Below are 21,360 nucleotides of genomic sequence, written 5' to 3' on the forward strand. Positions count from 1 at the left end.
CCTTTTAACCCGCGTCTGCCCTGTCAGTGCCCTAAAACCTGCGACTATGCTAAAATGCTGTCACTTTGCACCCCGCCCTTTCGGGTCAACCTGTTAATACCCCCTTCTTTTTACTGTATAAAGTCGGGAGCGCTGCCTTGCAGCCTGCCTGAGGAGAAATAATGAGTAACTGCGATTTTACCACTGAAGCAAACGTTGAAACCCTGGCGACAGAAGTTGCCTGCCTGAAAGCCACTCTGACCCTGATTTTGAAAGCTATCGGTCAGGCTGATGCCGGTAAGGTCATGTTGAACATGGAAAAATACGCTGCGCAGATGGAAGATGAACAACAGGCAGAAATCTTCAGAAACTCCCTGCAACAAATCAAATTCGCTTACCGCCAGTAATGTTTTCCCGGAGTCTGTCGCCCGACGGACTCCGCCTTTCCAGCGCGTCCCCGCACGAAATCTGCTATAATTACGCCCTCTTATCATTTCATCAGGACAACGGTTATGAGCGAAAATAATAAAGAAAACAAAAGTAAAGCTGACGACGTTCACGTTAGTGACGGCCTTGCAGAACTGATTGAAGTCTCAGAACAACTGACTGAAGAAGAAATTCAACAGGCGGCAGAAGAAGCAAAACAGGCAGTTGAAGACGCTAAGAACCAGAAACATCACTGATTCATGCATTATAACGTTCTCGCCCCGTATCAGGCCATTGTGCCGCTGGCCATTGATTATCAACATGGCGACAGCGAACCTGCGCACAGCCATAACTGCTCGCAACTGATCCATACGTTGTGTGGCGTTGTTGAAGTGCATACCGCGCTCGGCACCTGGATGGTTCCGCCGGGGCGCGGCGTTTGGTTACCCGCCCACGTTGAGCACAGTCTGCGTTTTATCGGGGGTGTAAAGGCCCGAACTCTCTTCGTCGATCCGCTGGCACGCGCCGATTTACCGGCTCAGTGTCAGGTGGTCCAGATTTCTCCGCTGCTGCGTGAACTCATTCTCGTCTCGCTGACACTTCCTTCAGACTACCTGCCCGGTGGCCGTGATGAACGCATCATGGAATTACTGCTTGATGAACTGCGCCTCTTGCCGACGCTGCCGCTGCATTTACCTGAACCGCAAGAGCCGGAACTGCTGGCGCTGAGCCAGCATATTTGCAGTGATCTGAGTGCATCATGGGAGCTGGAGGATGTCGCGCAACGCCTCAACATCAGCAGCCGCACGCTTTCCCGCCGTTTTCAGCGCGAAACCGGTCTGCGTTTCAGTGACTGGGTGCGTCAGGCTAAATTGCTCGAGGCGCTTCAGCAATTAGCGGCAGGAAATTCAGTGATTGATGTGGCGCTGGCGCTCGGCTATGACAGCCCGAGCGCCTTCAGTGCAATGTTTCGTCGTTCACTGGGCGTTTCGCCGAGTGAGTATTTTAGTCAGCCAGAATCCCGCCCGCCGCATTAAACAGCGCCTGCAAAGATGCGCTGGACACATCACTGTCGATGCCCACGCCGTAGCACGTTTCCCCATGCTTACCCTGGCAACTCACATAAGCCACGGCCCGGCTGTGGCTCTGATGCCCTAACGTATGCTCGTGATAATCACCAATCTCGAGCTGAATGTCGTAACTACGGCGTAACGCATCCACTGCGCCGGACAACAACCCGTTGCCGCTGCCGGTAATATTCTGCTCTTCATTACGGTAACGGATACGCGCGTTGAAATGACAAACGTTCTGCTCATCGCTGCGGATGTCATAACTCAGCAATTTCACCACCGGTTGCTCGGTCAGGCCGTAGCGCTGACGGAACAGCCGCCAGATATCGCTGGTGCTCATTTCCTTGCCGTGCGTATCCGTATCCCGCTGCACGGCTTTACTGAAATCAATTTGCAGGCCGCGCGGCAGTTTCAGGCCATGATTCTGCTCGAGTAACCATGCCGCACCGCTTTTCCCCGACTGACTGTTTACGCGGATCACCGCTTCATAACTGCAACCGACATCCGCGGGATCCAGCGGCAGATAAGGCACGCGCCACACTGCATTTTCTGCGGTTTTCTGCGCAGCAAAGCCTTTTTTGATGGCGTCCTGATGCGATCCGGAAAACGCGGTAAACACCAGCTCACCGGCATAAGGGTGACGCGGATGAACCGGCAACTGATTACACTCTTCCACCGCTTCGACAATCGCCTGTAAATTGCTGAAATCCAGCTGCGGCGCGACACCCTGCGTATAGAGATTCAGCGCCAGCGTCACGATATCCACATTCCCGGTGCGCTCGCCATTGCCAAACAGACAGCCTTCGACGCGATCGGCACCCGCCAGCATTGCCAGCTCGGCACAGGCGACGCCGGTTCCCCGATCATTATGCGGATGCACGCTGATGGAAACCTGCCCGCGACGGCTGAAATGACGGCAGAACCATTCAATCTGATCGGCATAAATATTCGGAGTGCTGACTTCGACGGTGGCCGGTAAATTAATGATCATTGGCCGCGACGTGCCCGGTTCCCAGACATCGGCTACCGCTTCGCACACTTCCAGCGCAAACTCCAGTTCGGTAAAGCAGAAGGTTTCCGGGGAATATTCAAACGTCCAATTCGTCTGTGAATATTGCTCACAAAGCTGACGGATTTGCTGCGCGCCGCGAACGGCCAGATCCCGCGTGGCTGCCTGATCCTGATTGAAAACCACTTCGCGAAATACCGGCGCGGTGGCGTTATATAAATGCACGATCGCGCGCGGTACGTCCTTCAGCGCTTCAAAAGTACGGGCAATCAGATCTGGCCGTGAAGGTGTCAGCACCTGAATCACCACGTCATCCGGAATTAATTTGTCTTCAATCAGCCCGCGAACAAAATCGAAATCGGTTTGCGAAGCCGAGGGAAACGCCACCTCAATCTGCTTAAAACCACATTTCACCAGCAAATCAAAAAACTGACGTTTACGCGCATTATCCATCGGTTCTGCGAGTGCCTGATTACCGTCACGCAGATCGCTTGAACACCATTGCGGGGCTTTATCGAGTACCTTTCCCGGCCACTGGCGGTCGGGTAAATTCACCTGCGGGAAGGGGCGATATTTTTGCGACGGGTCGTTTAACATACGATTCTCCTTTTATCATGTGGGCAGCGTTAATCTTGTGTTAAATCCATAGTACGCAAACGCTATCTTTCTGCGCCTGACTAACTGACAGCAACCCTCGCAAAACGGACAAAAGAAAATGATAAATGAATGAGACTCACGCTATAGTGCATAACTAAACGCGTCCAGGTTGGCGATCAGAGGTCGTACAGAATGAAAAGGGTTCTGAATCTAAACGAAAAAAAACGGCTCTCGGCGCTGCAAAACCTCAATATTGCGGACAGCAATCCGGATGAAGTGCTTGATCTGATTACCCGCCTTACCCAACAGATTTTTGATATTCCGATGTGCCTGATTACCCTGGTGGACGAACATCGCCAGTGGTTCAAATCAAAGACCAATATGGCCATCAGCCAGACGGCGCGTGATATCGCCTTTTGCGATCACACCATTCGTTCTGCCTCCGTGATGGTGGTGAACGATGCGGAACAAGATCCGCGTTTCAGTGACAATCCGCTTGTCACCGCCGAAAAAGGTATGCGTTTTTACGCCGGTGCACCGCTGATCACCCGCAAAGGGTTTGCCATCGGCAGCCTGTGCCTGATTGATAATCAGCCGCGCGATTTCACCGTGCAGGAGATCGAGATGTTGTCCGATCTCGCGGCCATCGTCATCGATATTATTGAATCACGCAGCTCCGTCGGTTTTACGGATATCGTGACCCGTCTGCCCAATCGCCAGCGATTGATGGAAGACATCGCAACGCTTATCAAAACCTCTGATCACACGCCTTATTTGCTGATTCTGATCGACACGCTCGACACCTTGTATGCTTACGATATCGGCCGTGCGATCGGCATTCCGAAAGTCGAAAATATTCTGAAAGATGTCGGATCATTTTTGCGCACGGAGCTTAACGAGAACGACAAAGTCTACAGCCTGATGCTCGGGCGTTTCGCCCTTATCAAACGGCGGGATGAACAGGAAGAGACGTTCAGACAACTGGAAATCGCCGCGACCAAAATTCAGCAAAGCATTACCAGCGACATCCCGATTAACGTGCGCCTCCACGCCGGTTACACGGTATTTTCGTCCACCTCTGAGTGCGCCGAAACCATCATGCGACAAGGCATGTCTTCGCTGCATGAGGCGATAAGTCACAACCGTCTGGTGATGCCGTACCAGCACGAATCCGATGTAATTCAGTTGCGTGCGTTTAATCTGCTCAATGATTTGATGGCGACGGTGTCTTCCTGCGAGGATTTTCATCTGCTCTATCAGCCAAAAATCCGGCTGGCGGATAAAAAATTCCACGGCGTCGAAGCGTTAATCCGCTGGCATCATCCGACGCTCGGCATCATTTCGCCCTCAGAATTTATTCCTCTGGCAGAAAAAACGCCGCTTATCACTCCGCTGACGAACTGGGTGATTACGCAGGCGGTGAGGCAGATTGCCGAGTGGCAAAAGCGCGGTGCACAAATTCAGGTGTCGATTAATCTGACCGCCAATAACCTGGTGGAACAGGATTTAGTTCAGCGCATTCATACCGCGTTGATCCTGCATCAGGTTTCGCCCTCCATGCTGGAAATTGAGTGTCTGGAAACCCAGACACTGATGAATAATCCTCACGCCGTTGCCTCCCTCGACGCCCTGCGGCACATGGGCATCAGTATTGCGCTGGATGACTTCGGCTCCGGCTACAGCAACCTGAATTACCTGCAAAAAATACCGGCGGACACCCTCAAACTGGATCAGTCACTGATTCAGGGCATCAGCCGCGACAGTAAAAGCAAAGTCATCGTGAAATCGATGATTGATATGGCGCACGCGCTCAGCTATCACGTGGTCGCCGAAGGCGTGGAAGACAATGACACGCTGCGTTGTCTGGAAGAGCTGCAATGTGATTCCGTGCAGGGGTTTTACTATTCGCGTCCGCTGCAACACGATCAGATTCTGGAATGGTCGAAACCTTACATTTGATTGTGCCCTTCGCCTCAGAAACAAAAAAAACCGCCGCGGCGGTTTTTTTATATCCTCTGCTGAGCGCTTACTGGCCGCTTTTAAGACGAATATTGTAGGTGCCAAAAATGCTGCGGTCAGTTTCAAGATCAACGCTCTGCCCCTTCGCATCCACTGTGATGGCGCCGGTGGTTTTGGTCAGCGCGCAGGCAAGACGGACTTCAACCTTGCGCATCCCATTCGGCACATTCAGGTCCACGAACTGATTGAAATGCAGCGAAGCCACGGTCTGACCATCGAGAATCACAATCAGCGGGCAGGTTTTTTCAAACGGGATCATTGACCACTGATCGATGCGATGCAATCTGATGTGCGTTTGCCCTTCCGGTGCCTTGGTGCTGGCATTGGCGAAAGAGGATTTGACCTGAAGGGTCGGTTCATAAGGATTGCTTGCGCACCCGGCTAAGAGTAAAGCAGCCAAGGCCACCAGTGTTTTTTTCATCGTTATCTCCCTGAGTTTATGCACGAATGATAGCAGCGTGCGCGGCGCGGGCAACAAAAACCGGTGGGAGTTCGGCAGGCAGGAATGAGAAGCCTGAAAACCGGGACAAATCTGTGATGTTCGTACGAAAATCAGCCACCCGAATTGCTAATCACCGTCCACTCGTATTTGATACTCTAATTAAGAGTTATCCGACCCGACGTTCACTTCAGATTCAGGAAACACCTATGTACAGCTACACACTTATCGCACCCGCCGGGATCGTAAAGACGTATGAAGACGAGTTCCGCGAAAAAGGCATTGAGCTGCTGGTGGCCAAACAAAACCGTTCAGAAATGGTGGTTTTCCGCAGCAGCAAGTTTACCGAAGAACGTGCTTTTATCACTCACGTTCACCTGCTGATTTTCAGCCTGTGCATGCGGGTACAAAAACAACTTAAAAATGGTAATAAGCCTAATACGACAATTATGTATTAATTTTTTCTATCCGAAAGAGAATGTTCCGGCCTCAGACATTGAGGCCTGACGCACCGTTCCCTGTTATTTCCCCCTCTGTATTTCGCGTCAACACGACAAATAATCTTATTCCACGATTTACAATTAACCCTCACGCTCAGCGCTTATTTATATGCGATAAAGACGGCATGATTTTTTTCAGGCATTGCCTGCTGACAAGGTGAAGAAAAAATGCAGAGGGATAAAAATTTAAGATCGGAGGGGAAATCTATCACGTTGATTTACTGAATGTTGGTGGGTCGTGCTGGGTTCGAACCAGCGACCAATTGATTAAGAGTCAACGGCTCTACCAACTGAGCTAACGACCCAACGGGACGGATTATTCGCCTCTTGAGCGGTGATGTCAAACGCTTATCCTTACTTTCTTTGCCGTTATTCTCGCGTAAATTTGTGAAGCCCATCACACCTAAAAGCGTTATTATTCCCCCGCAGTCACGCTCATCTGATTATTTAACACGCGGTTATCCTCGATGTAAAAATTACGATACATTTCTTCGATTGGCATTTTTCATGCCCGTTATAATAAATGCGCGCTTAACATTACTATTACATCGTCAGCCCGTCGCTGTCGTTCCAGTGCCGGTCAAATTAACAACGGTTTAAAACATAATTTGTTGAAATAAAGGCGATATGGCGGAGTTCATACGCAAAAAGCAAAAAAACAGGAATCAATACAACATGCAAGAAGAGTCAAAAATCCTCGCTAAGCCGGAGGAAGAGAACGCGGAAGGTCTGCGTCGCAATCTCTCCAACCGGCATATTCAGCTGATTGCCATCGGTGGCGCCATTGGTACGGGTCTGTTTATGGGCTCCGGAAAAACCATCAGCCTGGCTGGTCCGTCTATCATCTTCGTCTACATGATCATCGGCTTTATGCTGTTTTTCGTGATGCGTGCGATGGGCGAACTGTTGCTGTCCAACCTCGAATACAAATCCTTCAGCGATTTTGCCGCCGATCTGCTTGGCCCATGGGCCGGGTATTTCACCGGCTGGACCTACTGGTTCTGCTGGGTGGTGACCGGCATTGCGGACGTGGTGGCGATCACCGCCTACGCACAATTCTGGTTCCCCGGACTTTCCCAATGGATAGCCTCGCTGTTATGCGTTTTGCTGTTACTCAGCCTGAATCTCGCTACCGTAAAAATGTTTGGCGAGATGGAGTTCTGGTTCGCGATGATCAAAATCGTCGCCATTGTCGGGCTGATTATTGCCGGGCTGGTGATGGTACTGACCCACTTCCAGACGCCCGCGGGCACCGTCGCCTCTTTCAGCAATCTGTGGAATGACGGTGGCTTCTTCCCGAAAGGCATCAGCGGCTTCTTCGCCGGTTTCCAGATAGCCGTGTTCGCGTTTGTTGGTATCGAACTGGTCGGGACTACCGCGGCCGAAACCAAAGATCCGCAGAAATCGCTGCCACGCGCCATCAACGCGATCCCGCTGCGCATAATCATGTTCTACGTGTTCTCGCTGATCATGATTATGTCTGTCACGCCGTGGAGCCATGTGGTTGCCGATAAAAGTCCGTTTGTTGAACTGTTCGTGCTGGCCGGTCTTCCGGCGGCGGCGAGCATCATCAACTTTGTGGTGCTGACGTCGGCAGCGTCGTCCGCTAACAGCGGCGTGTTCTCCACCAGCCGCATGTTGTTCGGCCTGGCACAGGAAGGCAATGCGCCGAAGGCGTTTGGCAAACTGTCATCGCGCGCGGTGCCGTCAAACGGCCTGACCTTCTCCTGTATCTGCCTGCTCGGCGGTGTGGTGCTGATTTATCTGATCCCAAACGTGATGACCGTCTTTACGCTGGTGACCACCGTTTCGGCGATTCTGTTTATGTTCGTCTGGACCATCATCCTCTGCTCTTATCTGGTCTACCGCCGTAAACGTCCGCAACTGCACGACGCGTCAATCTACAAAATGCCGCTGGGTAAAGTGATGTGCTGGGTCTGTATGGCGTTCTTCGCCTGCGTGCTGGTGCTGCTGACCTTGCAGGATGACACCCGTCAGGCGCTGATCGTCACGCCATTGTGGTTTGTCATTTTGGGTATCGGATATTGGTTGCGCTGCCGGAAAGCCTGAACAATGCCCTGATGTAACAAAGGAGCCTTTTGGCTCCTTTGTTTTTTAGTGAGGTTCACTCAACGTCCAGCGCCTGCCTGAACTGTTGCCACATTTTTGTGGCCGAAGGTCTGGCTGAGGCCACTTTCACCGGCAGCTCCGGTGCTGCACCGGCTTTCATGTCACCGAGATCGAACACAAAGCTGTAATCCGGCTCCTGTCCCATGCGTAAGTCGCTGACCAGAATATGCCCGCCCTGCTCTTTTACGCTGAAGAACCCGTGGCTGAACCAGGCAACGCGGGCCATAAATGCGTTATCTTTATGCGCTTCATACAGGGCTTCACCGCGTGGATAAAAGCGGAAACGGATCGGCGAATCCGGGTGCAGCAGCGAGGTAAAACCTTCGCCGTAACTGTCTTTATTCATCACCACAACCCGCCATACCAGCGTATTGAGCGGTGTGGGGGTCACCAGTACCTGCGTGCTTTCAATGTTCTGACGTTGCAGTTCCTCGCCCACGTGGCGCGTCACCTGATGCTGCTCGACCACGGTGCAGGCCAGATATAAACAACTGACGCCCAGCAGTACGTTATTCCACATGATCCCGCGTTGCTGCTCGCGGTACAGCGCCAGCCCGACGCCGATGATCAACGGCAGCGTATAGAGCGGGTCGATGATAAAAATGCTGCCGACCGCAAAAGGATAATTCGCGAACGGCAGGCCGAGCTGGGTACCGTACACAGTCATCAGATCCAGCAGCGGATGGGTGATCAATGCCAGCCAGACCGCGCCCCACCAGTGCCAGAAATGCTGCCCGGCGCTGAACAGTTTTGCCATCAGCCAGGCCAGCAGCGGCGAAATCAGCGTCAGATAAAACAGCGCATGGCTTTCCGTGCGGTGCATTGTCATATTGCTGATGGCGTCACCGTGATCGTAAAACACATCGAGATCGGGCAAGGTGCCGCACACCGCGCCTGCCAGCGCCGCTTTCCACACCGGCGTGCGTTTGCCCATCACCGCGATACCAACCGCCGCGCCCAATACTAATTGTGATACCGAATCCATCCTGACCTCTTTAAGCCCGAAGCTGTATGCCTTCGGTAATAATGCGCTGCACGTTACTCACGGTCTGCTCGAAAAAGTCAGGATCGTTGAGCGTTTTGCCGGTAATGGCTTCCACCTGAACCCCGAAATCAGCGTAATGCTGCGTGGTTGCCCACAGCATAAATATCAGCTGCATCGGGTCAACCGGCGCGATCAATTCGGCTTTTATCCAGCCGCGGATCACGTCTGATTTATCTTCCACCAGCGTTTTCAGGCTGCCGCCCAGTTCCTGTTTCAGCAGCGGCGCGCCCTGCACCATCTCCAGACAAAACAACTTTGACGCCTGCGGGTGATCGCGCGAAACGCACAGCTTAAGGCGGATATATTCCCGGATGGCTTCCAGCGGATGCTGATCTGACTGCAAGGCTTTCAGCGGCGCCAGCCAGATATCCAGCAGCCCTTTCAGCACCGCGATATACAAATCTTCTTTCGACGGGAAGTAATAGAGCAGATTGGTTTTGGACACGTCCGCGCGCTCTGCCACCTGATCCAGACTGGTGCCATGAATACCGTACAACGAAAAAAATTCCAGCGCGGCGGCCATGATATTGCCCCGTTTGGCGGCGACGGCACGCGAGCGGCGGGTGGGGGCTTTCGCCGCGGCTTTACGGGGTTTACTTTCCCCGACGGCTGACAGCGGATGTTCATCCATTGGCTTCACAATGTCTCCCTGAGACAAACGGCAAGGCAGAAATCATAACAAATGGGGATACCAGCGACTATCGCTATGCGTCGGGATGATGAAAGCAACAAACCATCTAATACCAGATAACCACAAAGGGTTATAAATTTAACAAATTTGCACCATTTCCGCACATTCCTGCCTGATTTATGTGCAGTTTGTTTTGACCAAATGGTCTGAAACAGACCATTTGCTCCACCTGCCTGTCAGCATCCTTTTTAACCCACTGAAAATAATAAGAATTAAAAAACTGGCATCCCCTTTGCAATAGTTCTCCCGTCAGGAGATTTCAGCACGGTGCAATTCGGAACCCGCAGGACGCACTCAAGCCGCGCAGAGATTTTCGCAAGCCCTTGTTTTGGTATTACTTATTTTCAATCGAGGTGAGCTATGAAAATCGGTGTCTTTATTCCTATCGGCAACAACGGCTGGTTAATTTCAGAAACTGCGCCGCAGTACAAACCAACCTTCGAACTGAACAAAACCATCGTGCAGAAAGCGGAGCACTACCATTTTGATTTCGCGCTTTCGATGATCAAACTGCGCGGCTTCGGCGGTAAAACCGAATTCTGGGAACACAACATGGAGTCGTTCACGCTGATGGCCGGTCTTGCCGCCGTGACGTCGCGCATTCAGCTTTACGCCACCGCCGCCACGCTGGTGATGCCCCCGGCGATCGTCGCGCGCATGGCCGCCACCATTGATTCCATCTCCAATGGCCGTTTCGGTGTGAACGTCGTCACCGGCTGGCAGAAACCGGAATACGAGCAAATGGGCATGTGGCCGGGCGATGACTATTTCACCCGCCGCTATGACTACCTGACCGAATACGTCAGCGTGCTGCGCGACCTGTGGGGCACCGGCCACTGCACGCTGGACGGCGAATTCTTCAAAATGGACGACTGCCGCGTCAGCCCGCGTCCGCAGAGCGAAATGAAAGTCATCTGCGCCGGACAAAGCGATGCCGGTATGGCCTTCTCCGCCAAACATGCTGATTTCAACTTCTGCTTCGGCAAAGGCGTCAATACCCCGACCGCCTTTGCGCCGACCGCCGCGCGCATGAAAACAGCGGCCGAAACCGAAAACCGCGACGTCTCCTCCTACGTGCTGTTTATGGTGATTGCCGACGAAACCGACGCCGCCGCCCGCGCCAAGTGGGAGTTATATAAATCCGGTGCCGACGCGGATGCCCTGGCGTGGCTCACCGACCAGAGCAGTAAAGACACCAAATCCGGAGCCGATACCAACGTTCGCCAGATGGCTGACCCGACTTCGGCGGTCAACATCAACATGGGTACGCTGGTCGGTTCTTACGCCAGCGTCGCCAGAATGCTCGACGAAATCGACACCGTCCCCGGCGCCGGTGGCGTGCTGCTGACCTTTGACGATTTCGTGGAAGGCATTGAAAACTTTGGCCGTTATATTCAGCCATTAATGAAAACCCGCCAGCACATCGGCATCGGGCATAAAGAGGTCGCATGATGAACGTTGTTGAGAATCAAACCGTGGTCCGCCGCGAACCCCAAAATACCGGCGAGGAAACGATCCTCACAGCACGTCCTGAAGCCATTGCGTTCACGCCGCAGCAAACGGCGCTGATTGTAGTGGATATGCAAAACGCCTACGCCTCACAGGGCGGTTATCTGGATCTGGCCGGTTTTGACGTCTCCGCCACCGCGCCGGTGATTGCCAATATCAAAGTGGCGATTGCTGCCGCCCGCGCCGCCGGGATCAAAGTGATTTTCTTCCAGAACGGCTGGGACAATCAGTACGTCGAAGCCGGAGGCGCAGGTTCGCCAAACTTCCACAAATCCAATGCGCTGAAAACCATGCGCAAACGGCCTGAACTGATGGGCAAACTGCTGGCGAAAGGCGACTGGGATTATGACCTGGTGGATGAACTGCAGCCGCAGCCGGGCGACATTGTGCTGCCTAAACCGCGTTACAGCGGCTTCTTTAATACCCAGCTCGACAGCCTGCTGCGCAGTTACGGCATCCATCATCTGGTGTTCACCGGCATTGCCACCAACGTGTGCGTCGAATCCACCCTGCGCGACGGATTCTTCCTCGAATATTTCGGCGTGGTGCTGGAAGACGCGACCCATCAGGCCGGGCCGGAATTCGCCCAGAAAGCGGCGATTTATAACATTGAAACCTTCTTTGGCTGGGTGTCCAGCGTTCGCAATTTCTGCGACGCGGTGGGCTATAACACTGAACAAAACGCGGCCTGACCGCTTTCTGAAAAGGATGAGTAACCATGCCTAAAAGCGCCATTATTCCGGCTGGCAGCGGCGTTCCGCTGGCACCTTTTGTTCCGGGCACCCTCGCCGATGGCGTGGTGTACGTTTCCGGTACATTGCCGTTTGATAAAGACAATAACGTGGTGCATGTCGGCGACGCTGCCGCGCAAACCCGTCATGTGCTGGAGATCATCAAAAGCGTGATCGAAACCGCGGGCGGCACGATGGATGACGTCACCATGAACTCGATTTTCATCACCGACTGGGCGAACTACGGCGCAGTGAATCAGGTTTACGCCGAATACTTTCCGGGCGAAAAACCGGCGCGGTTCTGCATTCAGTGCGGGCTGGTAAAACCGGATGCGCTGATCGAAATCGCCTCGATTGCCCATATCGGCAAATAATCCGCCACGTCCTGAAACCCTGAGGAAACAGCATGTATTACAAGGTATTGGGTAAGAAAGAGGCGAATGCAGAAACCGTCGTGCTCTCCTCGGGGCTGGGCGGTTCCGGCGGCTTCTGGCAGCCGCAACTGGCGATGCTGGCAGAGCATTTTCGCGTGGTGGTGTACGACCAGCACGGCACCGGCGTCAGTCAGGGCGCGGTGCCCGCCGGTTACCGGATGGAAGACATGGCCGATGAACTGGCGGGCATGCTCAATGAACTGGACATCAGCCGCTGCCATTTAGTCGGGCACGCGCTCGGCGGCATTATCGGCCTGCATCTTGCCCTGCGTTATCCGGCGCTGTTGCAAAGTCTGGTGGTGATTAACGGCTGGACCAGGCTCGACAGCCAGACCCGCCGCTGCTTTGAAGTGCGGCAGAATTTGCTGCTCAACAGCGGGGTCGATGCCTACGTGCAGGCGCAGCCGCTGTTTCTGTATCCGGGCGACTGGCTTTCTGAAAATGAAGCCTTACTGCAGGAAGAGCGCCAGCATCAGGTCGCGCATTTTCAGGGAATGGAAAACCTGCTGCACCGCCTGCAGGCGCTGATGGCTTCCGACCTGACGGAATCGCTCGGGCAAGTGATCGCCCCGACGCTGGCGTTCAGCTGTAAAGATGATTTGCTGGTGCCGTGGTCGCAATCTGCCGATCTTGCCTCCCGCCTGCCTCACGGCGAGCACATCCACATGCTCTACGGCGGCCACGCGATGAGCGTGACCGACCCGGAAACCTTTAACCCGATTTTACTGGACTGGCTGAGGCGGCATTCATCGCAAAACCCTGCCACGCCGTCCGGCCACCTGCCCACGGAGACATCATGGCCGAAGCATTAACCGCCAGCGCACTGGCAACGTTATTCACCGAAGCCCGCACCCACAACGGCTGGCTGGATCAACCCGTCACCGGCGAACAGCTGAAAACGCTTTATGAACTGGCACGCATGGGACCAACTTCCGCCAACTGCAGCCCGGTGCGCATCGTATTTATTCAGAGTCAGGAAGCCAAAGCGAAACTGGCTCCGGCGCTTTCCAGCGGCAATCTGAAAAAAACCATGAGTGCGCCGGTGACGGCGATCATTGCCTGGGATCCGGCGTTCTACGAACTGCTGCCTGAGCTGTACCCGTCCGGCGATGCCCGTTCGTGGTTCACCTCCAGCCCGCAACTGGCGCACGACACGGCCTTTCGCAACAGCAGTTTGCAGGCCGCGTATCTGATTATGGCCTGTCGCTCGCTCGGGCTGGACACCGGCGCGATGTCCGGTTTTGACAACGCGAAGGTCGATGAAACCTTTCTGGCGCAGGAAGGCTGGAAATCCAATTTCCTGATCAACATCGGTTACGGCGACAGCAGCAAAGTCTATCCGCGCGCGCCGCGCCTTGATTTCGACCGCGCCTGTCGCGTGCTGTAAGCACACTGATTCATTCTGAGGAGCAGACCATGCCATCAACCCTGAACGCCACATTGTCAGCAACCGATATGCCTGTTGCTGAAAAATTCACTGCCGTTGATAAAAACGCCGCTATTGAGAAACCAGCCGCTGTTGATAAAAACGCCGTCGTTGAGAAGCAAGCCGTCGTTGAAAAGCAAGAGTACCGCGATGCGATGGCGCGCCTCGGCTCCGCCGTCAACATTATCACCACCGACGGCCCCGGCGGGCGGGCAGGCTTTACCGCCTCCGCCGTGTGCAGCGTCACCGATACGCCGCCGACATTGCTGGTGTGCCTGAACCGCTCGGCGTCGGTGCACGCGGCATTCACCCAGAATCAGGTGCTGTGCGTCAACACGCTGGCAGACTGCCATGAGTCACTGTCCAATTTATTCGGCGGCAAAACGCCGATGGAGCAACGCTTTGACGCCGCCGAATGGGCGCGTCTCGCCACCGGCTCCCCGATCCTCACCGATGCGCTGGTGTCGTTTGACTGCAAGGTCACGCAAATTACCAGCGTCGGCACTCACGACATTTTGTTTTGTGAAGCCGTTGCATTACGACGTAACGACGACAGCCACGGACTGGTTTATTTCGACCGGCGCTATCACCCGCTGATGCGTCAGACAGCCTGTTAACTCAACCTGATTAGGGACTTACAGCATGGCAAATACCTCCTGGTTTCCACAATGGCGTAAAAGAGAAGGTAATCTGGATGGCGCGGTGATCGCGCCGGATGAAAGGCTGCCGTTTGGATCGACGGTGATCATGGGGCTGCAACATACGGTGGCGATGTTTGGTGCCACCGTTTTAATGCCATTGCTGATGGGTTTTGACGCCAATATGGCGATTTTGATGTCGGGCATCGGCACCCTGTTGTTCTTCCTTGTTGTTGGCGGGCGTGTGCCCAGTTATCTCGGTTCCAGCGCCGCGTTTGTCGGGCTGGTGATTGCGGTGACCGGCTACAGCGGCCACGGCGCGAACCCGAATATCGGCGTGGCGCTGGGCGGGATTATTGCCTGCGGCGTCGTCTATACGCTGATCGGCTTTGTGGTGATGGCCGTCGGCACGCGCTGGATCGAACGCCTGATGCCGCCGGTGGTGACCGGTGCGGTGGTGATGGCGATTGGCCTGAATCTGGCGCCGATTGCCATTAACAGCGTGTCGGCATCGTCTTTTGACAGCTGGATGGCGGTGATGACCATACTCTGTATCGGCTCGGTGGCGGTCTTCACCCGTGGTCTGGTGCAGCGCCTGTTGCTGTTGCTCGGGCTGGTAGCGGCGTACCTGATTTATATGGTGATCACCAACGGCCTCGGGCTGGGCGCGCCGGTGGATTTCATCGCCGTGGCGCAGGCGCCGTGGTTTGGTTTACCGACGATCACCACGCCGGTGTTCAGCTCGCACGCCATGCTGATGATTGCGCCGGTGGCGGTCATTCTGGTCGCCGAAAACCTCGGCCACATTAAAGCAGTGGCGGGCATGACCGGCAAAAACCTCGACCCGTACATGGGCCGCGCGTTCGTCGGCGACGGTCTGGCAACCTTACTTTCAGCATCTGCTGGCGGTACCGGTGTGACCACTTACGCTGAAAACATCGGCGTGATGGCGGTGACCAAAATCTACTCCACGCTGATTTTTGTCGCGGCGGCCATCGTTGCCATTGTGTTGGGCTTCTCGCCCAAATTTGGTGCACTGATCCACACCATTCCGGGGCCGGTGCTCGGTGGCGCGTCAATTGTGGTGTTTGGATTAATCGCTGTGGCCGGTGCCCGCATCTGGGTACAAAACCAGGTGGATCTGGGGCTTAACGGCAATCTGATCATGGTCGCGGTCACGCTGGTACTGGGCGCAGGCAACTTTACCCTGAGCCTCGGCGGCTTCAGCATGGGCGGCATCGGCACGGCGACCTTCGGCGCGATTTTGCTTAATGCCTTCCTGAGCCGCAGCCAGCAGGTCAAAACGCAGCCGGAAATAAAAACTGGCACAGAAGCTGCATTAAAAGATCACTGACGACCTCAGTTTCTCCTTAGCTCATCATTTTTGATGATCGCCAGCGGTTAGCCGGTCCACCCGTCCGGATTAGCCGCTGGTTTTTTTCTTTCTGCCTCCCGTCCGTTTCCCCTAATGCCGTTTCCAGCTAACCATTGCTAAATTCCTTCGTTCACCTGCCCTTTAAATTGGTTTGTTATGGGTCCAGCACTTTCGTTCTATGCGAACGGAAAAGTGATTCATCTGCTAATAAGAAAAAGGGTTTAACTATGCAAAACATTCGCCGGGCAAACGCGATCACCCGCGCACTGGCTTTAGGGGCACTTCTCACCAGCACGTTTTCCGCCATCGCCGCTGACGGCACACCGGTTCAGGGTGGCACGCTGATTTATCTTGAGCAGCAGGCGCACACCAACCTGTATCCGCCCGCAGGCGGCTTCTACCCGAACGGCGGCATCCTTAATCAGATCACCGACAAACTGACCTACCAGAACCCGAAAACGCTGGAGATTGAACCCTGGATCGCCCAATCCTGGTCCTTCAACGCCGATAAAACCGAGTACACCTTCAAGCTGCGTCCGGGTGTGACCTTCTCCGACGGCACGCCGCTCGATGCAAGCGCGGTGGCTAAAAACTTTGATACCTACGGTCTGGGCAACAAAGATCACCACCTGCCGGTGTCTGAAGTCATCAACAACTACGACCACAGCGAAGTGATTGATCCGCTAACCGTGAAGTTCTATTTCAAAAAGTCCTCGCCGGGCTTCCTGCAGGGCACGGCGACGATTGGCTCCGGGCTGGTGTCGCTGAGCACGCTGGACCGCAATTTTGATGCGCTGGGCGATGCCACGCACATCATCGGTTCCGGCCCGTTCGTGGTCAGCAAAGAAACGCTTGGGCGAGAAGTCGATCTGACCGCGCGTAAAGATTACAACTGGGGGCCGAAAAACCTCAAACAGCAGGGCCGCGCCAATCTCGACGGCATCAAAGTGATCGTCACCGGCGAAGACAGCGTGCGTATCGGCGCGCTGCTGGCGGGTCAGGCGGATTTCATCCGTCAGGTTCAGGCCTATGACGAGAAACAGGCCAAAGACCAGAATTTCCCGATTTATGCCGCGCCAACCAAAGGCGTCAACGACAGCATTTCGTTCCGCCCCGATAACGCGCTGGTGTCTGATCTGAAAGTGCGTCAGGCGCTGCTGCACGCCACCAACAGCAAACAGGTGGTTGATACGCTGTTCTCGCCAAACTACCCGCAGGCCACCTCGGTGATTGCCAAAACCGCGGCCGGTTATGTTGATCTGAGCAACAAACTGACTTACGACCCGACGCTTTCCAAAAAGCTGCTTGATGAAGCGGGCTGGAAACCGGGCCCGAACGGCATCCGCCAGAAAGACGGCAAAACGCTGTCACTGACCATCTATGAATCGCTGCCACAACCGCAGAACAAAGAGGTGTTGCAGCTGGTGTCGCAGCAATGGAGCCAGGTCGGTGCGAAGCTCAATATTCTGGCGGGCGACGCGGGCAGCCGCGTGGCGGATAACCTCGATCCGGAGAAAACCCCGGCTAACGTGGTGGAAGTAGGACGCGCCGATCCGGACGTTATCAAAAGCTCTTTCTACCCGACTAACCGTGATGCGCTGCTGCAAAAAGGCGGCCTGAGCAGCAAGGTGAAAAGCTTTCGCGACGACAAACTTAACGACCTGCTGACGGCCATTTCTGCCGAAGTGGATCCGAAAAAACGTCTGGCACTGACCGGCGACGTGCAGAACTATCTGCTCGATCAGGCGTATGTCATTCCGATTTTCGAAGAGCCGCAGGTGTTTGCCGGTGCGCCCTATTTCAAAGGCGTGAGCTTTGAAGCGGTCGGGCGTCCGAGCTTCTACGGCGCGTGGCTGGAAAAGCATTAACTGACGGGGAGTAAATCATGAGCCGATACGTGAGCGGTCGATTCGGGCAGGCGTTGCTGGTGCTGTGGGCGGCGTTTACCGTCTCCTTCATCCTGTTGCAGGTGCTGCCCGGCGACGCGATCCTGATTAAATTCCAGAATCCGGACATGGGATTAAGCCCGGCGCAAATCGCCGATATGCGTGCTGCGTACGGCGCAGATGTGCCGTTGCTGCAACAATATCTGCATACGCTGGGCAATTTTCTGCGCGGGGATCTGGGCTATTCGATTCAGGCTGGCGTACCGGTGACTGAATTACTCAGCAGCAACTTCCCGCCGACGCTGCGTCTGGCGCTGATCGGTTTCGCACTGGCCGCCGTGGTGGCCTTTGCGCTGGCGTTTCTCTCCAGCCTGCTGCATTTCGGCTGGCTGAAAAATGCCTTACAGGCGCTGCCGTCGCTGTTTATCTCCATTCCAACCTTCTGGCTGGGCATCGCGCTGATTCAGTTCTTTTCGTTCCATCTGCGCTGGATCCCGGTGATTAATCCGGGTGAATGGGTCGGGCTGATTTTGCCGATTATTACGCTGGCGGTGCCGATTTCCGCGCCGCTGGCGCAGATCCTTATCCGCAGCATTGATCAGGTACAAACCCAGCCGTTCGTCGCCGTCGCCCGCGCCAAAGGGGCCAGCCGCAGCGGCGTGTTGTGGCGTCATGTGGCGCGCAACGCCCTGCTTCCGGCGCTGACCATTGCCGGTTTGCTGTTTGGCGAACTGATTGCCGGTGCGCTTATCACCGAAACGGTGTTCGGGCTTAACGGCCTCGGACAACTCACGCAGCAGGCGGTGAATAATCAGGATGTCGCGGTGCTTCAGGCGATTGTGGTGATTTCCGCCGCCGCTTTCGTCGGCATCAATTTAGTGGTCGATTTGCTGTATCCGCTTCTCGACCCGCGTCTTAAAGCGTCTGCGTCTAAAAACTCACGGGGAGCCACCGCATGAGCAGCTTACCGCTTGGCAAAAGCACGCTTTCATTACCGCTCACACAGCGCCGCCGCTGGAAACCCGCCCGCCTGCAACCGGGATTGATCCTCGCGTGGCTGGTGATGGCGACCGTGATTTTATGGGCGATCGCCCCCGGCTTATTCACCAGCTACAGCGGCACCGAAGGGATTGCCGGTGCGCAGCGTCTGGCTCCGCAGGCCGGACACTGGCTGGGCACGGATCAGCTTGGCCGCGATGTGTACGCGCGCATTGTCTACGGCGCGTCGCATTCGCTTTCCGGCGCGCTGGTCGCCGTGGCGCTCGGGCTGGTGTTCGGCACTGCGCTCGGGCTGGCGGCGGGCGCGACCGGCGGTCTGGTGGACGCCATCGTCATGCGCATCAACGACGTATTGCTGTCAATTCCCGGCCTGCTGCTGTCGCTGAGCGTGATTATTTTGCTCGGCTTCGGCACGGTGCATGCGGCGATCGCCGTCGGTGTCACGTCGGTCGCCAACTTCGCCCGTCTGGCACGCGCCGAAGTGGTGCTGGTGCGTCACAGCGATTACGTTGAAGCGGCGTACGGCAGCGGCGGTTCCTTCTTCTCCATTTTGTGGCGGCACATTTTGCCCAACTCGCTGACCTCGGTGATCGCCTTTTCCGCATTGCAGTTCGGCAGCGCCATTCTCGCCATTTCCACCCTGAGTTTCCTCGGTTACGGCACCCCGCCGCCGACGCCGGAATGGGGTTTGCTGATTGCCGAAGGCCGTAACTACATCTCCACCGCCTGGTGGCTAACCACCTTCCCCGGCGTGGTGGTGGTGTTAGTGGTGCTTTCCGCCAACCGCATCAGCCAGTCATTACGCAGGAGAACGCGATGAACGCACAGGCCACTTTTACGCATGACGCTCCGCCGGTTCTCGAACTGGACAATCTTTCCATCGCCTATGACGGCAAACCGGTGGTGCATAACGTGTCGTTTTCGATTCACGCCGGTGAAGTGCTGGCGCTGGTCGGTGAATCCGGCTCGGGGAAAACCACGACTGCGCAGGCGATTATCGGCCTGCTGGCGGAAAATGGTCATATCGAACAGGGCGAAATTCGCCTCAATGGCACCGACATCAGCCAGTGGTCGCAGCGCCGTCTCGACGCCCTGCGCGGTGCGCGCATCAGCCTGATACCGCAGGATCCGACCAGCTCGCTGGATCCGGTGAAAACCATCGGTTCGCAGGTGGCAGAAATTCTCGATATCCATCAGCGACTGCCGCGCGCACAGCGCGACGCCCGCGTGGTGGAACTGCTTTCCCGCGTCGGCCTTTCGCATCCGGAACAGCGGGCTAAGCAGTATCCGCACGAACTTTCCGGCGGCATGAAACAGCGCGTCTTGATCGCCATTGCGATTGCGCTGAAACCGGCGCTGATCATCGCCGACGAACCCACCAGCGCGCTGGACGTCACGGTGCAAAAACGCATTCTGGATTTGATCGACGAACTGCGCCGCGAGTTCGGCACCGCCGTTCTGCTGGTGACGCACGATCTGGCGATTGCCGCCGAACGCGCCGACCGGCTGCTGGTGTTCCGTCACGGCAAAGTGCAGGAACAGGGCATCACCGCCGAAGTGCTGAGCGCACCGAAAAGTGATTACACCCGCCAGCTGTTCGCCGACGTCCCTGCCCTTTCAGGCCGTCTCCGCGCCCAGATCCGTGCGGCTGAAGATCCGGTGCTGGTGGTGGAAAATATCACTCATGATTTCACGCTGGGCGGCAAACATCAGGCGGCGTTCCGCGCTGTCGATCACGTGTCATTCAGCATTCCGCGCGGCACCACGCATTCGCTGGTGGGTGAATCCGGCTCCGGTAAAACCACGCTGGCGCGCATTCTGCTCGGTTTTCAGAAACCGGACAGCGGACGCGTGTTGATCGACGGCGAAGACATCACGCGCCTGAAAGGTGAACCGCTGCGCCAGCTGCGCAGGAAAATCCAGCTGGTGTATCAGAACCCGTTCGCCTCGCTGGATCCGTCGCAAACGCTGTTCAGCGTGATTGAAGAACCGCTGCTGAATTTCGAAAAAATCCCGGCTGCCGTGCGCCGTGAACGGGTGCTGGATATCGCCCGCCGCGTGGCGCTGCCGGAAGAATTGCTCAGCCGCAAACCGCGTGAGCTTTCCGGCGGCCAGCGCCAGCGGGTGGCCATTGCGCGCGCGTTAATTTTAGAGCCGAAAGTGCTGATCCTCGACGAAGCCACGTCGGCTCTCGACGTCACCGTGCAGGCGCAAATCCTGACGTTGCTTTCGCAGTTACAGGATTCCCTCGGCCTGACCTATTTGTTTATCTCGCACGATCTGGCGACCGTCCGGCGAATCTCGCACAGCGTCTCGGTGTTAAACCGCGGACAGCAGGTGGATTCCGGCAACGTTGAGGACGTTTTCGCCCTGCCTTCCAGCGATTACACCCGCCAGCTGATCGACGCAATCCCGGGCCGCCACCGCGCCGCCTGATTCAGCACATGAAAAAAGAAA

At 55.5% G+C, this 21,360-nt stretch carries 21 protein-coding genes and 1 tRNA gene; 17 read left to right on the top strand and 5 right to left on the bottom strand.

From position 1 onward, the window contains the following. Positions 1 to 161 precede the first annotated feature (161 nt). The 3 genes from ACO0U8_RS03940 (at position 162) to ACO0U8_RS03950 (ending at position 1,442) form a co-directional block, all read left to right on the top strand. A complete protein-coding gene (locus ACO0U8_RS03940) occupies positions 162 to 386 on the top strand; it encodes a DUF2594 family protein (protein WP_056778602.1) in 225 nt (74 codons plus the stop codon). A gap of 105 nt (positions 387 to 491) precedes the next feature. Next, entirely contained in the window at positions 492 to 662 is a 171-nt protein-coding gene (locus ACO0U8_RS03945; RefSeq protein WP_162997847.1) for a hypothetical protein, read from the top strand. 3 nt (positions 663 to 665) lie between these two features. After that, positions 666 to 1,442 carry an AraC family transcriptional regulator gene (locus ACO0U8_RS03950; RefSeq protein ID WP_122095764.1) on the top strand — a complete coding sequence of 259 codons (777 nt, stop codon included), beginning with the start codon at positions 666 to 668 and terminating at the stop codon, positions 1,440 to 1,442. Here the strand turns inward: ACO0U8_RS03950 and leuA are convergent. Beyond that, a complete protein-coding gene (gene leuA, locus ACO0U8_RS03955) occupies positions 1,411 to 3,081 on the bottom strand; it encodes a 2-isopropylmalate synthase (RefSeq protein WP_122095765.1) in 1,671 nt (556 codons plus the stop codon). The genes ACO0U8_RS03950 and leuA overlap by 32 nt on opposite strands. A gap of 192 nt (positions 3,082 to 3,273) precedes the next feature. On the opposite strand from leuA, the gene ACO0U8_RS03960 reads away from it, so the two are divergent. Continuing rightward, entirely contained in the window at positions 3,274 to 5,040 is a 1,767-nt protein-coding gene (locus tag ACO0U8_RS03960; protein WP_421670338.1) for a sensor domain-containing phosphodiesterase, read from the top strand. 67 nt (positions 5,041 to 5,107) lie between these two features. Here ACO0U8_RS03960 and ACO0U8_RS03965 read toward each other — a convergent pair whose 3' ends face one another. After that, positions 5,108 to 5,521, bottom strand: a complete 414-nt coding sequence (locus tag ACO0U8_RS03965) for a hypothetical protein (protein WP_056778592.1) — start codon at positions 5,519 to 5,521, stop codon at positions 5,108 to 5,110. A gap of 227 nt (positions 5,522 to 5,748) precedes the next feature. Here ACO0U8_RS03965 and ACO0U8_RS03970 point away from each other — a divergent pair, with 227 nt between their 5' ends. Continuing rightward, a complete protein-coding gene (locus ACO0U8_RS03970; protein ID WP_056778590.1) occupies positions 5,749 to 5,997 on the top strand; it encodes a hypothetical protein in 249 nt (82 codons plus the stop codon). A gap of 271 nt (positions 5,998 to 6,268) precedes the next feature. On the opposite strand, the gene ACO0U8_RS03975 is transcribed toward ACO0U8_RS03970, so the two are convergent. Continuing rightward, positions 6,269 to 6,344 (bottom strand) — tRNA-Lys (locus tag ACO0U8_RS03975). Between the two features lie 370 nt (positions 6,345 to 6,714). Between ACO0U8_RS03975 and cycA the strand changes: the two genes are divergently transcribed. Then, positions 6,715 to 8,109, top strand: a complete 1,395-nt coding sequence (gene cycA / locus ACO0U8_RS03980; protein WP_056778588.1) for a D-serine/D-alanine/glycine transporter — start codon at positions 6,715 to 6,717, stop codon at positions 8,107 to 8,109. Positions 8,110 to 8,164: 55 nt separating this feature from the next. On the opposite strand, the gene ACO0U8_RS03985 is transcribed toward cycA, so the two are convergent. Both ACO0U8_RS03985 and rutR read right to left on the bottom strand, forming a co-directional pair. Further along, complete coding sequence (locus ACO0U8_RS03985) at positions 8,165 to 9,154, bottom strand: metal-dependent hydrolase (RefSeq protein WP_421670339.1); 990 nt, start codon at positions 9,152 to 9,154, stop codon at positions 8,165 to 8,167. Positions 9,155 to 9,164: 10 nt separating this feature from the next. Then, complete coding sequence (rutR, locus tag ACO0U8_RS03990) at positions 9,165 to 9,854, bottom strand: HTH-type transcriptional regulator RutR (protein WP_056778582.1); 690 nt, start codon at positions 9,852 to 9,854, stop codon at positions 9,165 to 9,167. A gap of 411 nt (positions 9,855 to 10,265) precedes the next feature. Here rutR and rutA point away from each other — a divergent pair, with 411 nt between their 5' ends. From rutA to ACO0U8_RS04045, 11 genes are all read left to right on the top strand, one after another. Further along, positions 10,266 to 11,357, top strand: a complete 1,092-nt coding sequence (rutA, locus tag ACO0U8_RS03995; protein WP_056778579.1) for a pyrimidine utilization protein A — start codon at positions 10,266 to 10,268, stop codon at positions 11,355 to 11,357. Beyond that, the gene (gene rutB / locus ACO0U8_RS04000; RefSeq protein ID WP_200930309.1) at positions 11,354 to 12,106 is read left to right on the top strand and encodes a pyrimidine utilization protein B; all 753 of its coding nucleotides are present in this window, start codon (positions 11,354 to 11,356) and stop codon (positions 12,104 to 12,106) included. Before rutA ends, rutB begins: the two co-directional genes overlap by 4 nt. Before the next feature lie 26 nt (positions 12,107 to 12,132). Continuing rightward, on the top strand, positions 12,133 to 12,519 hold the full coding sequence (gene rutC / locus ACO0U8_RS04005; protein ID WP_113878315.1) for a pyrimidine utilization protein C: 387 nt from the start codon (positions 12,133 to 12,135) through the stop codon (positions 12,517 to 12,519). A gap of 32 nt (positions 12,520 to 12,551) precedes the next feature. Continuing rightward, the gene (gene rutD / locus ACO0U8_RS04010) at positions 12,552 to 13,391 is read left to right on the top strand and encodes a pyrimidine utilization protein D (RefSeq protein WP_056778571.1); all 840 of its coding nucleotides are present in this window, start codon (positions 12,552 to 12,554) and stop codon (positions 13,389 to 13,391) included. Then, a complete protein-coding gene (locus ACO0U8_RS04015; RefSeq protein ID WP_390974864.1) occupies positions 13,376 to 13,966 on the top strand; it encodes a malonic semialdehyde reductase in 591 nt (196 codons plus the stop codon). The genes rutD and ACO0U8_RS04015 overlap by 16 nt, the downstream gene beginning before the upstream one ends. A gap of 29 nt (positions 13,967 to 13,995) precedes the next feature. After that, positions 13,996 to 14,622, top strand: a complete 627-nt coding sequence (gene rutF / locus ACO0U8_RS04020) for an NADH-dependent FMN reductase RutF (RefSeq protein WP_421670340.1) — start codon at positions 13,996 to 13,998, stop codon at positions 14,620 to 14,622. Positions 14,623 to 14,647: 25 nt separating this feature from the next. Further along, a complete protein-coding gene (rutG, locus tag ACO0U8_RS04025) occupies positions 14,648 to 15,997 on the top strand; it encodes a pyrimidine utilization transport protein G (protein WP_421670341.1) in 1,350 nt (449 codons plus the stop codon). 248 nt (positions 15,998 to 16,245) lie between these two features. Next, on the top strand, positions 16,246 to 17,886 hold the full coding sequence (locus tag ACO0U8_RS04030; RefSeq protein ID WP_421670342.1) for a TIGR04028 family ABC transporter substrate-binding protein: 1,641 nt from the start codon (positions 16,246 to 16,248) through the stop codon (positions 17,884 to 17,886). A gap of 17 nt (positions 17,887 to 17,903) precedes the next feature. After that, positions 17,904 to 18,863, top strand: a complete 960-nt coding sequence (locus tag ACO0U8_RS04035; protein ID WP_122095775.1) for an ABC transporter permease — start codon at positions 17,904 to 17,906, stop codon at positions 18,861 to 18,863. After that, positions 18,860 to 19,723, top strand: a complete 864-nt coding sequence (locus tag ACO0U8_RS04040; RefSeq protein ID WP_056778557.1) for an ABC transporter permease — start codon at positions 18,860 to 18,862, stop codon at positions 19,721 to 19,723. Before ACO0U8_RS04035 ends, ACO0U8_RS04040 begins: the two co-directional genes overlap by 4 nt. Then, on the top strand, positions 19,720 to 21,339 hold the full coding sequence (locus ACO0U8_RS04045) for a dipeptide ABC transporter ATP-binding protein (RefSeq protein WP_421670343.1): 1,620 nt from the start codon (positions 19,720 to 19,722) through the stop codon (positions 21,337 to 21,339). The genes ACO0U8_RS04040 and ACO0U8_RS04045 overlap by 4 nt, the downstream gene beginning before the upstream one ends. Positions 21,340 to 21,360 lie beyond the last annotated feature (21 nt).

Source organism: Rahnella sp. EDr1-12 (assembly GCF_049206505.1).
In the GTDB taxonomy this organism is placed as follows: Bacteria; Pseudomonadota; Gammaproteobacteria; order Enterobacterales; family Enterobacteriaceae; genus Rahnella; species Rahnella rivi.

What these genes read in the sequence shown, in the direction of transcription:
- cycA (WP_056778588.1), top strand. Translation starts at nt 6,715, where the DNA reads ATGCAAGAAGAGTCAAAAATCCTCGCTAAGCCGGAGGAAGAGAACGCG.
- ACO0U8_RS04045 (WP_421670343.1), top strand. Translation starts at nt 19,720, where the DNA reads ATGAACGCACAGGCCACTTTTACGCATGACGCTCCGCCGGTTCTCGAA.
- ACO0U8_RS03960 (WP_421670338.1), top strand. Translation starts at nt 3,274, where the DNA reads ATGAAAAGGGTTCTGAATCTAAACGAAAAAAAACGGCTCTCGGCGCTG.
- ACO0U8_RS04015 (WP_390974864.1), top strand. Translation starts at nt 13,376, where the DNA reads ATGGCCGAAGCATTAACCGCCAGCGCACTGGCAACGTTATTCACCGAA.
- ACO0U8_RS04035 (WP_122095775.1), top strand. Translation starts at nt 17,904, where the DNA reads ATGAGCCGATACGTGAGCGGTCGATTCGGGCAGGCGTTGCTGGTGCTG.
- rutG (WP_421670341.1), top strand. Translation starts at nt 14,648, where the DNA reads ATGGCAAATACCTCCTGGTTTCCACAATGGCGTAAAAGAGAAGGTAAT.
- rutD (WP_056778571.1), top strand. Translation starts at nt 12,552, where the DNA reads ATGTATTACAAGGTATTGGGTAAGAAAGAGGCGAATGCAGAAACCGTC.
- ACO0U8_RS03940 (WP_056778602.1), top strand. Translation starts at nt 162, where the DNA reads ATGAGTAACTGCGATTTTACCACTGAAGCAAACGTTGAAACCCTGGCG.
- ACO0U8_RS04040 (WP_056778557.1), top strand. Translation starts at nt 18,860, where the DNA reads ATGAGCAGCTTACCGCTTGGCAAAAGCACGCTTTCATTACCGCTCACA.
- rutF (WP_421670340.1), top strand. Translation starts at nt 13,996, where the DNA reads ATGCCATCAACCCTGAACGCCACATTGTCAGCAACCGATATGCCTGTT.
- rutA (WP_056778579.1), top strand. Translation starts at nt 10,266, where the DNA reads ATGAAAATCGGTGTCTTTATTCCTATCGGCAACAACGGCTGGTTAATT.
- ACO0U8_RS03945 (WP_162997847.1), top strand. Translation starts at nt 492, where the DNA reads ATGAGCGAAAATAATAAAGAAAACAAAAGTAAAGCTGACGACGTTCAC.
- ACO0U8_RS03985 (WP_421670339.1), bottom strand. Translation starts at nt 9,154, where the DNA reads ATGGATTCGGTATCACAATTAGTATTGGGCGCGGCGGTTGGTATCGCG.
- ACO0U8_RS03970 (WP_056778590.1), top strand. Translation starts at nt 5,749, where the DNA reads ATGTACAGCTACACACTTATCGCACCCGCCGGGATCGTAAAGACGTAT.
- rutB (WP_200930309.1), top strand. Translation starts at nt 11,354, where the DNA reads ATGATGAACGTTGTTGAGAATCAAACCGTGGTCCGCCGCGAACCCCAA.
- ACO0U8_RS03965 (WP_056778592.1), bottom strand. Translation starts at nt 5,521, where the DNA reads ATGAAAAAAACACTGGTGGCCTTGGCTGCTTTACTCTTAGCCGGGTGC.
- ACO0U8_RS04030 (WP_421670342.1), top strand. Translation starts at nt 16,246, where the DNA reads ATGCAAAACATTCGCCGGGCAAACGCGATCACCCGCGCACTGGCTTTA.
- ACO0U8_RS03950 (WP_122095764.1), top strand. Translation starts at nt 666, where the DNA reads ATGCATTATAACGTTCTCGCCCCGTATCAGGCCATTGTGCCGCTGGCC.
- leuA (WP_122095765.1), bottom strand. Translation starts at nt 3,081, where the DNA reads ATGTTAAACGACCCGTCGCAAAAATATCGCCCCTTCCCGCAGGTGAAT.
- rutC (WP_113878315.1), top strand. Translation starts at nt 12,133, where the DNA reads ATGCCTAAAAGCGCCATTATTCCGGCTGGCAGCGGCGTTCCGCTGGCA.